Annotated in this window: 3 protein-coding genes; all 3 read right to left on the reverse strand. The window is 54.8% G+C overall.

Features of this window, described 5'->3' with window-relative positions:
- Positions 1-584 precede the first annotated feature (584 nt).
- Entirely contained in the window at positions 585-938 is a 354-nt protein-coding gene (locus CW742_RS12760; protein WP_292420947.1) for a hypothetical protein, read from the reverse strand.
- On the reverse strand, positions 935-1,192 hold the full coding sequence (locus CW742_RS12765) for a hypothetical protein (protein WP_292420950.1): 258 nt from the start codon (positions 1,190-1,192) through the stop codon (positions 935-937). Before CW742_RS12765 ends, CW742_RS12760 begins: the two co-directional genes overlap by 4 nt.
- A partial coding sequence (locus CW742_RS12770; protein WP_292420951.1) for a hypothetical protein occupies positions 1,176-1,486 on the reverse strand: 311 nt, incomplete at its 5' end. The genes CW742_RS12770 and CW742_RS12765, both read right to left, overlap by 17 nt.

The following is a 1,486-nucleotide window of genomic DNA, read 5'->3' on the forward strand; positions in this document are numbered from 1 at the left end:
GGCATAACAGTATACGACGTATGAGGGCATGGGCGTTGATTATGGAGAGGGGTTTTTGGAAAACGGAGAGAAAATTTGCGGTTTTTTGCGAAACGGAGAATTATTTTCTGAGATTTGTAAGGAACAAAAATGTTCCTTTATTCCTGTGCATACCCGGTTCCCGGCCGGCATGCAGCCAAACGATGATTCGGAAAAAACCCCATCTGCCTGATTCTACTATTCAGAACAAGATCCTCACCGGCACGGGAAGATCAGCCCCATTCCGGGCTATACTATTGCCCCCCCACCTCCTCTTTTGCCCGTCTAAAGAGACATAATGAGACACGTATCCGGACCCGGAAACCAGAGAAATACGCCAATCCGGGCCCGGTTTACGCTGTTTCCGAAAAAAGAGACATGCGATTTTGCGAATGAGACACCAAAAACCTCCCCAATCCACCAAACGGAGCCCGTACAGGGGAGATTTGGGAGGAAACCCGGAATACCCCCCTGCAGGGGGATCCTCAAGGGTGAGATCCACCCGGGGGATGCTTCCGGGACCTCCGTTGAACAGAACCATGTTCCTGCGGGATGAGACCTTCGGATTACCCTGTCGGCCTCCCGTGCCGGTCCAGCTCTATGAGACTCTTGTTCTCCAACCGGAAGAACCGCATCGATCCAAACGGGCACCAGAGCCAGAGTTCCCGGAGGATCTCCGAAACCAGATCTGCTGAGCGGAGCAGCGCGAGTGTTTCCCTCTGCTGGATCTCAACTGCTACAAGCGTTACACGGAGTTGTCGTGTCCGCTTCACCCTGACAATGATGATCCCGCAAGGGCCGATGATCATGAAATCCCCGGGTGCAAAAGCATCCTGCCGGAAGAAGATCACCTGCCCCCGCACCTGTGCAAGCGGGAGGGCAGCCTCAAGCGCTTTTTTCGATGGCAGTCCCCGGCTCATGCCGGATCCCTCCGTCCCTTCGATCGCGGCGCCGGATACTTTGCGTGCGGGATCGCCGGCCGCAGCTCACGTTTCACGCTCCGCGTCCGGATGCTCAGCGAATACACGTGCATGTAGGTCTTCTTGATCGTTACCCGTTCCACTTCTTCGCCATGCATCCGGATCCCGTTCTGGATCACGTGCGGGATGAGAAAGAGGGGGACATCGGGTATAACGACCGCAGCCCTGCGGGGCATGTTATTTCCTTTGCTCACCTTCAAGCCGGCATATCCTCTGCTCCAGCCATCTGAGCTTCCGGTTGATGTACGATGCATCCCGCTCAAGGTTATCGCTGAACCAGGCAAGCAGCTCGCCGAGGTTCTTCTCGGAAAGAGACGCTGCTGCCAGGATGTCTGCAGATTCGTTCCGGGCGCCGGGATTTTTCCCCTCGGAGGGCATTCCCATCCTAGGGATGAAATGATTTTCAGGATAGGCGTTTCTTTTCCTGCCGGAAATACCGGCTTCGTTTCTTGTGTATGCTGATTCTATGCTAACACTCCCTATCAATC

The organism is Methanoregula sp., assembly GCF_002835825.1.
Taxonomy (GTDB): Archaea; Halobacteriota; Methanomicrobia; order Methanomicrobiales; family Methanospirillaceae; genus Methanoregula.

Bases quoted from the DNA above. Each gene is read 5' to 3' on its own strand.
- CW742_RS12760 (WP_292420947.1), bottom strand. From the start codon at position 938: ATGAGCCGGGGACTGCCATCGAAAAAAGCGCTTGAGGCTGCCCTCCCG.